Raw genomic sequence first — 5,717 nt, 5'->3', positions numbered from 1 at the left:
GGCGGACGCATTGCGTCCGCCGACTCTTTTTCATATTAAATTGCGGGAATGAGCCGATGCCTCCCCCGTCAGAAAGCCATGGGAATCCTGGGGCCCGGCGGCGATTAGGATGCGGAGGTCACGTCCAGCTCTGTGCCCTCCGGCAGGGTGGACGTGAGCAGCTGGCGAACGCTCGCCTCCGCCTTGGCCTGGGCCTCGGTGAGAAGTCCCTTGTCCAGCGCCTTTTCCTCCATGGCCGCTTTCTGGTCGGCCTGGAATGAGGAGAAGTCCTCCACGGTGAAGGGATTGAAGATGGAGGTCTTTTCATCAAATACCTCCACGCTGCCCTCGTCGATCTCGTGGGAGAGAATGGCAGCCTGGGGCAGCGTGATGCGGACCGTGTTTCCCGAGACGTCCACCGTGGCTTGGGACAGATCCACCCCGGCCTTGATGGTGCCGTCGTAGGTGAGGATGAAGGACTTGGTGGTGAAGGGAATCTTCACGCCGTAAAAGTCGTTGCTGCTTTCAAACTGTGCCATGTTGGTATATGTATAGGTGACGCTGGCCAGCTCGCTGATGTCGCGGACCTGGCTTTCCAGCACCACTGCGTCCAGCCGGGGCGTCTCGCTGCCGCTTCCGGCGGAGAGCCGTCCGCCCACAAAGCAGACACATGCCACCACGATGCAGAGCACGGCACCCAGCAGGAGCGTCTTCGCGGTTTTCAGGGGATGGGAGCGGGTTTTCTCCGGGGTCTCTTCCATGTTGGTTCCTCCTTCGTGCGCAATCACATGATATTGTAGCAGGTTTCGGGAAAAACGCAAGATTCCCCCCAAAAATCGCAGTACCACACCGCCCCAAGCAGCGGACAACGGCGGCCTGAAGGAATAAAATCCCCTCAGACCGCCGTTTGCACAGCGGTGCATTCAGCGAGCCGCCGCAGCGCCGGGCGTGACGGCGTTTTCATAGTCCGTCAGGTCTCCGTCGGTGTCGTGGACCCGGGCGTTTTCCAGCATCTGGCTGTAGCTGGCGCCAAACCGGGCGCTTTTGCTCCCAGTGTCGGGGTCCGTACCGGACACGGTGTCTTTCTGGTCAGAAGTGTGGTTGTCTGTGGTGGTGTCATCACCGGGAACGGGGGCGGTGGTGCCGTCATTGGGCGTTTGATTGTCAGTGCCGAACAGGCCGTCCTCCGTGGTGTCCCGATGGTCTTCCGCCGTATCCGAGCCGTCCAGGATCTCGTCGGTCACGGATGAATCCGGATCGTCGAGCGTATCCTCCGTAGTGGGCGTGTCGGAGGCGGTGCTACCGTTCTCCTTCTTGTCTCCGCCGCAGGCAGTCAGCGCGAATACCAGAAAAGCGGAGGCCAGAAGAAGCGCAAGGCTCTTTTTCACAACGGGGTCCTCCTTTTTTGCGCGTGCAGGCAAGGTGTGCGATACCCGAGACCTATTGTGTCCGAAAATTTGGGCCCTATGGGTGGGAAATTCCGGCCGGGAAAGCAGATTTTGCAAATGGGCTTGCTTTTTGCAAAGAGCTGTGTTATAAAATAATAAGAATCATTATTGATAAGAACGGAGAGACAGAGATGCCGGAACAGCGGTTTTCCCGCCAGCGGGAGCGGATCTACCAGGTGGTCCGGGACAGCGGAGAGCATCCCACGGCGGAAATGGTGTATCAGCAGCTCAAACCGGAGCTGCCCCGTCTGAGCCTGGGAACGGTATATCGCAATCTCCGCCAAATGGCCGGAGAAGGGCGGCTGACGGAGATCCAGGGGCCGGTGGTCCGCTTTGACGGCTGCACAGCGCCCCACACCCATCTGCGCTGCCTTCGCTGCGGCGGGGTGTTTGACCTGGAGGCGATTCCCTATGACCGGGCGCTGGATGATCTGGCGGCCCGGCAGGGAGTCCGTGTTCTGGGGCATGCACTGCTTTTTACAGGAATCTGTTCCGCTTGCGCGGACAAGGAGAACATCCAGGAGACAGATCAATCATTATGAAAGGGGAACCAACATGGAACTGAAGGGAAGCAAGACGGAGGCCAATCTGTGGAAGGCATTTGCCGGGGAATCCCAGGCCCGGAACAAGTACGACTATTTCGCAAGTCAGGCCAAAAAGGACGGCTACGAGCAGATCGCAGCCATCTTCCAGGAGACGGCTCTCAATGAAAAGGAGCACGCAAAGCTGTGGTTCAAGGCCCTCAGCGGCATCGGCTCCACGGAGGAGAACCTGGTGGCGGCTGCTGCCGGTGAGAACGAGGAGTGGACCCAGATGTACGCCGAGATGGCCCGTACCGCCGAGGAAGAGGGCTTTTTGGCTCTGGCGGCCCAGTTCGAGGGCGTGGCCAAGATCGAAAAGACCCATGAGGAGCGGTATTTGAAACTGCTGGATAACCTGAAAAAGGGCCAGGTCTTCAAGAAGGGCGAGAAAGTCATGTGGTTCTGCCGCAACTGCGGCCATGTGGAAATCGCGGAGAGCGCACCTGCCGTGTGTCCGGTGTGCAAGCATCCCCAGGCCTATTTCCAGATCAAGGCGGAGAACTATTAAACAAATTCCAAAAACGGCACAGGGGCGCTCTGCAGGGGGCGCCCCTGTGCTGCGTGAAGAGGGACTGGGGAGCGGCGGCGAATGGGGGAACCGCAGCGATTTCCGACGATTTTGGACGAAATGGCGGAAAAAGTCCCGCAGCGGTGGACAAGACCCCTCAAAATGGCGAAAATCCCGGTATAAACCCTGGGAAAAGTGGCGTAAACTACCAAAGGGCCGGGTGGCTTTCGGACAGTTTTGTGAAATGTTTGTGAAAAACGCCGTTGACGGCATGCAAAAAAGCAGGTATGATAATAGAGGAATGTTGTATGATGTTTGGAAGCTGCTGAAATGACTTGGTATAGAAAAGGAGAGCTGTATCATGTATACACAGGAGATTACCGTTAACAACGAAGTGGGCCTGCACGCCAGACCTGCCACTTTCTTCATCCAGAAGGCCAACGAGTTCAAGAGCGGCATCTGGGTCGAAAAGGAAGACCGCCGCGTCAACGCCAAGAGCCTGCTGGGCGTTTTGTCCCTGGGCATCGTGAAGGGGACCACCATCACCCTGATCGCCGACGGTGCGGACGAAAAGGAAGCTGTCAGCGCTCTGGTGGAGCTGGTGAAGGACAACTTCGGCGAATAAACCGGTTTCGGTTGACACGCTCCTGCCTGTGCGGGGGCGTGTTTTTCTGTTTTGCGGAAGGGAGGACGGAGCGTGACCAAGGCGGAACTGAAGGAAAAAGCCAATGATCTGCCCCTGGCCCCCGGTGTCTATCTGATGATGGACAAGACCGGGAAGGTCATTTACGTAGGCAAGGCCAAAAAGCTGAAAAACCGGGTCAGCCAGTATTTTCAGGACAGTGCCGCCCATACGGCCAAGACCCGGCAGATGGTGTCCCAGGTGGACCACTTCGACACCATTTTCGTCTCCAGCGAGTTTGAGGCGCTGGTGCTGGAAAACTCCCTCATCAAGCGCCATATGCCCCGCTACAACATCCTGCTGAAGGATGACAAGGGCTATCCCTTCGTGCGGCTGTCCCGGGAGCGGTATCCCCGCTTTTCTCTGGTCAACCGGCTCTCGGACGACGGTGCCCGGTATTTCGGTCCTTTCGGCGGTCGGTTTGAGACCCGCCAGGCTCTGGACGCGGTGTGCGCGGCGCTGCGGCTGCCCACCTGCAACCGGCGTTTTCCCCGGGACATCGGCGCAGAGCGGCCCTGCCTGAATTTCCATATGGGCCGGTGCGACGGTTTCTGCCGCCCGGAGATGACGGAGGAGGAATCCCGCCGCCGCATCGAGCAGGCGGTGGCGCTGCTGGAGGGAAAATCAAAGCAGCTGCTGCGGGAGATGACCGCCGAGATGGAGGCGGAAGCGGAGGCGTTGCGGTTTGAGCAGGCAGCGGCCCTGCGGGACCGGATCAACGCCATCGGCGCACTGGGGAAAAAACAGACGGTGATCGCCGGACTGTGCGCCGACACGGACATCTGGGGACTTTACCAGGGCGCGGGAAAGAGCTGCTACGCCATTTTACACATGGAGGACGGGAACCTCACCGGCCGGGAGACGGAGCTCTTCACCGCCCCCATGGAGGAGACGGAGACGGAGATGCTCTCTGCCCTGACGGCCCAGTATTACCTGCCCCGGGCCATTTTGCCCCATGAGATCCTGCTGCCGCTGGACACCGGGGAGTGCGAGGAACTCTCGGAAGCGCTGACCAAGCGGGCAGGCCACAAGGTCTGGGTCCACGTGCCCCAGCGGGGTGAGAAGGCGGAGCTGCGGTCCATGGCACAGCGCAACGCCCAGGAGGAGGCAGAGCGGGCCACCACTGCGGAGGAGCGGGTGGCCCACACCCTGACGCTGCTGGGGAAGATGCTGGACCTGCCCGCGCCGCCGGGGCGAATGGAGTCCTTCGATATTTCCAACACCGGAAAGAGCGATATTGTAGCCTCCATGGTGGTGTACAGCGGCACCCGGCCTCTGAAAAGCGCCTACCGCCGGTTCCGCATCAAGGGGCTGGAAGGGCATCCGGATGACTATGCCTCCATGCAGGAGGTGCTGCGCCGCCGGCTCCAGCGGGCCGCCGACGGAGACGAAAAATTTCTGCCGCTGCCGGATGTGTTTCTCATCGACGGCGGTACCACCCACGCCGCCGCCGCTCAGGCGGTGGCGGAGGAGTTCGGTGTGCAGGTACCCATCTTCGGCATGGTGAAGGATGACCGCCACCGGACGAGAGCGCTGGTGACGCCGGAGGGCCGGGAGATCGGCATTGTGACCAACCAGGCGGTGTTCTCCCTCATCGGGCAGATCCAGGAGGAGACCCACCGTTTCGCCATCACCTACCACCATGAGAGCCATCAGAAAAGCGCCCTGCGCTCTGAGCTGGAGGATATCCCCGGTGTGGGTCCCAAACGGAGGGAGGCGCTGCGCCGGCACTTTGGCTCCATGCGGGCCATCCGGGAGGCAGACGTGGAGACACTGGCCGCCGTGGTTCCCCGTACCGCAGCGGAGGCAGTCTACCGTCATTTTCACAAAGAACAGAAGGCATTGAATTGAATCACCAGCGCCGCACAGTGTGCGGCGCTGATGATTTTTATCGTCATAATCACCAATTCTAGAGGTTACAAAATTCAAATTATATTCTCATTTGAACGATATTAGATATTTCATCAACGGATGGCCGGGAATGCTGGCGGCGGACCCATATGTTGTGGAGAATCGACGTGCTGCAATTTGTTGGAAATGTTGAGCTGAATTTTGTTGAAGTTACCTAACGAAGCATGTATAATGGAGAAAAATGGAGAAGATATGGGAAAATGCAACTTTTTTGTCGATTGTGTGCATTCCCAGAGGAAAGGATGGTTGAAGGGCGGCCATGGGGTTTGCAGCGGGCGTGGGTGCCTTTTTACTTTTCTTTCTCAGTGATTACAACGACTGGCGGTGGAGCCGCCGGAGCCTGCGTGCCTGTTTTCCCCTGGGCGCCTTGCTGCTGGCAGCGGGGACGGTCTGGGAGATTTGGCGGGGGACGCCCCCGCTTCACGGGTGGTTCCGGGGCGCGGCGGCGCTGCTGGCGGTGTTCTTTTTTGGACTTCTGGTCTATACGCTTTTTTTCGCGCTGCCGGTGGAGGCGTCTTACGCCCGGCCGGGGGAGGAGCGGGGTGCCTGCACCACCGGAGTGTACGCCCTGTGCCGCCATCCCGGGGTGCTGTGGTTCGCGGGGCTGT

7 protein-coding genes and 1 pseudogene are annotated in these 5,717 nt (G+C 59.5%); 6 read left to right on the top strand and 2 right to left on the bottom strand.

Annotated elements, in window-relative coordinates; genetic code table 11:
- Positions 1-104: 104 nt before the first annotated feature.
- Positions 105-740: a DUF4230 domain-containing protein gene (locus tag QZL67_RS04165; protein WP_022289505.1), complete on the bottom strand. Its 636-nt coding sequence runs from the start codon at positions 738-740 to the stop codon at positions 105-107.
- A gap of 162 nt (positions 741-902) precedes the next feature.
- Positions 903-1,367, bottom strand: a complete 465-nt coding sequence (locus QZL67_RS04160; RefSeq protein WP_022289504.1) for a hypothetical protein — start codon at positions 1,365-1,367, stop codon at positions 903-905.
- A gap of 191 nt (positions 1,368-1,558) precedes the next feature.
- Between QZL67_RS04160 and QZL67_RS04155 the strand changes: the two genes are divergently transcribed.
- From QZL67_RS04155 to QZL67_RS04130, 6 genes and pseudogenes are all read left to right on the top strand, one after another.
- Complete coding sequence (locus QZL67_RS04155; RefSeq protein WP_022289503.1) at positions 1,559-1,969, top strand: transcriptional repressor; 411 nt, start codon at positions 1,559-1,561, stop codon at positions 1,967-1,969.
- Positions 1,970-1,982: 13 nt separating this feature from the next.
- Positions 1,983-2,516 carry a rubrerythrin gene (rbr, locus tag QZL67_RS04150; RefSeq protein ID WP_022289502.1) on the top strand — a complete coding sequence of 178 codons (534 nt, stop codon included), beginning with the start codon at positions 1,983-1,985 and terminating at the stop codon, positions 2,514-2,516.
- 46 nt (positions 2,517-2,562) lie between these two features.
- The gene (locus tag QZL67_RS04145; protein WP_292919838.1) at positions 2,563-2,850 is read left to right on the top strand and encodes a hypothetical protein; all 288 of its coding nucleotides are present in this window, start codon (positions 2,563-2,565) and stop codon (positions 2,848-2,850) included.
- Positions 2,851-2,877: 27 nt separating this feature from the next.
- Complete coding sequence (locus tag QZL67_RS04140) at positions 2,878-3,141, top strand: HPr family phosphocarrier protein (RefSeq protein WP_022289501.1); 264 nt, start codon at positions 2,878-2,880, stop codon at positions 3,139-3,141.
- A 72-nt stretch (positions 3,142-3,213) separates the two neighbouring features.
- Entirely contained in the window at positions 3,214-5,049 is a 1,836-nt protein-coding gene (uvrC, locus tag QZL67_RS04135) for an excinuclease ABC subunit UvrC (RefSeq protein WP_022289500.1), read from the top strand.
- Between the two features lie 319 nt (positions 5,050-5,368).
- Positions 5,369-5,717, top strand: a pseudogene (locus tag QZL67_RS04130) (hypothetical protein); the annotation flags it as partial.

Source organism: Oscillibacter sp. CAG:155, assembly GCA_000436875.1.
Classification (GTDB): domain Bacteria; phylum Bacillota; class Clostridia; order Oscillospirales; family Oscillospiraceae; genus Oscillibacter.
Note: the sequence above shows the minus strand (reverse complement) of the source record. Positions and strands in the feature narration are given on the sequence as shown.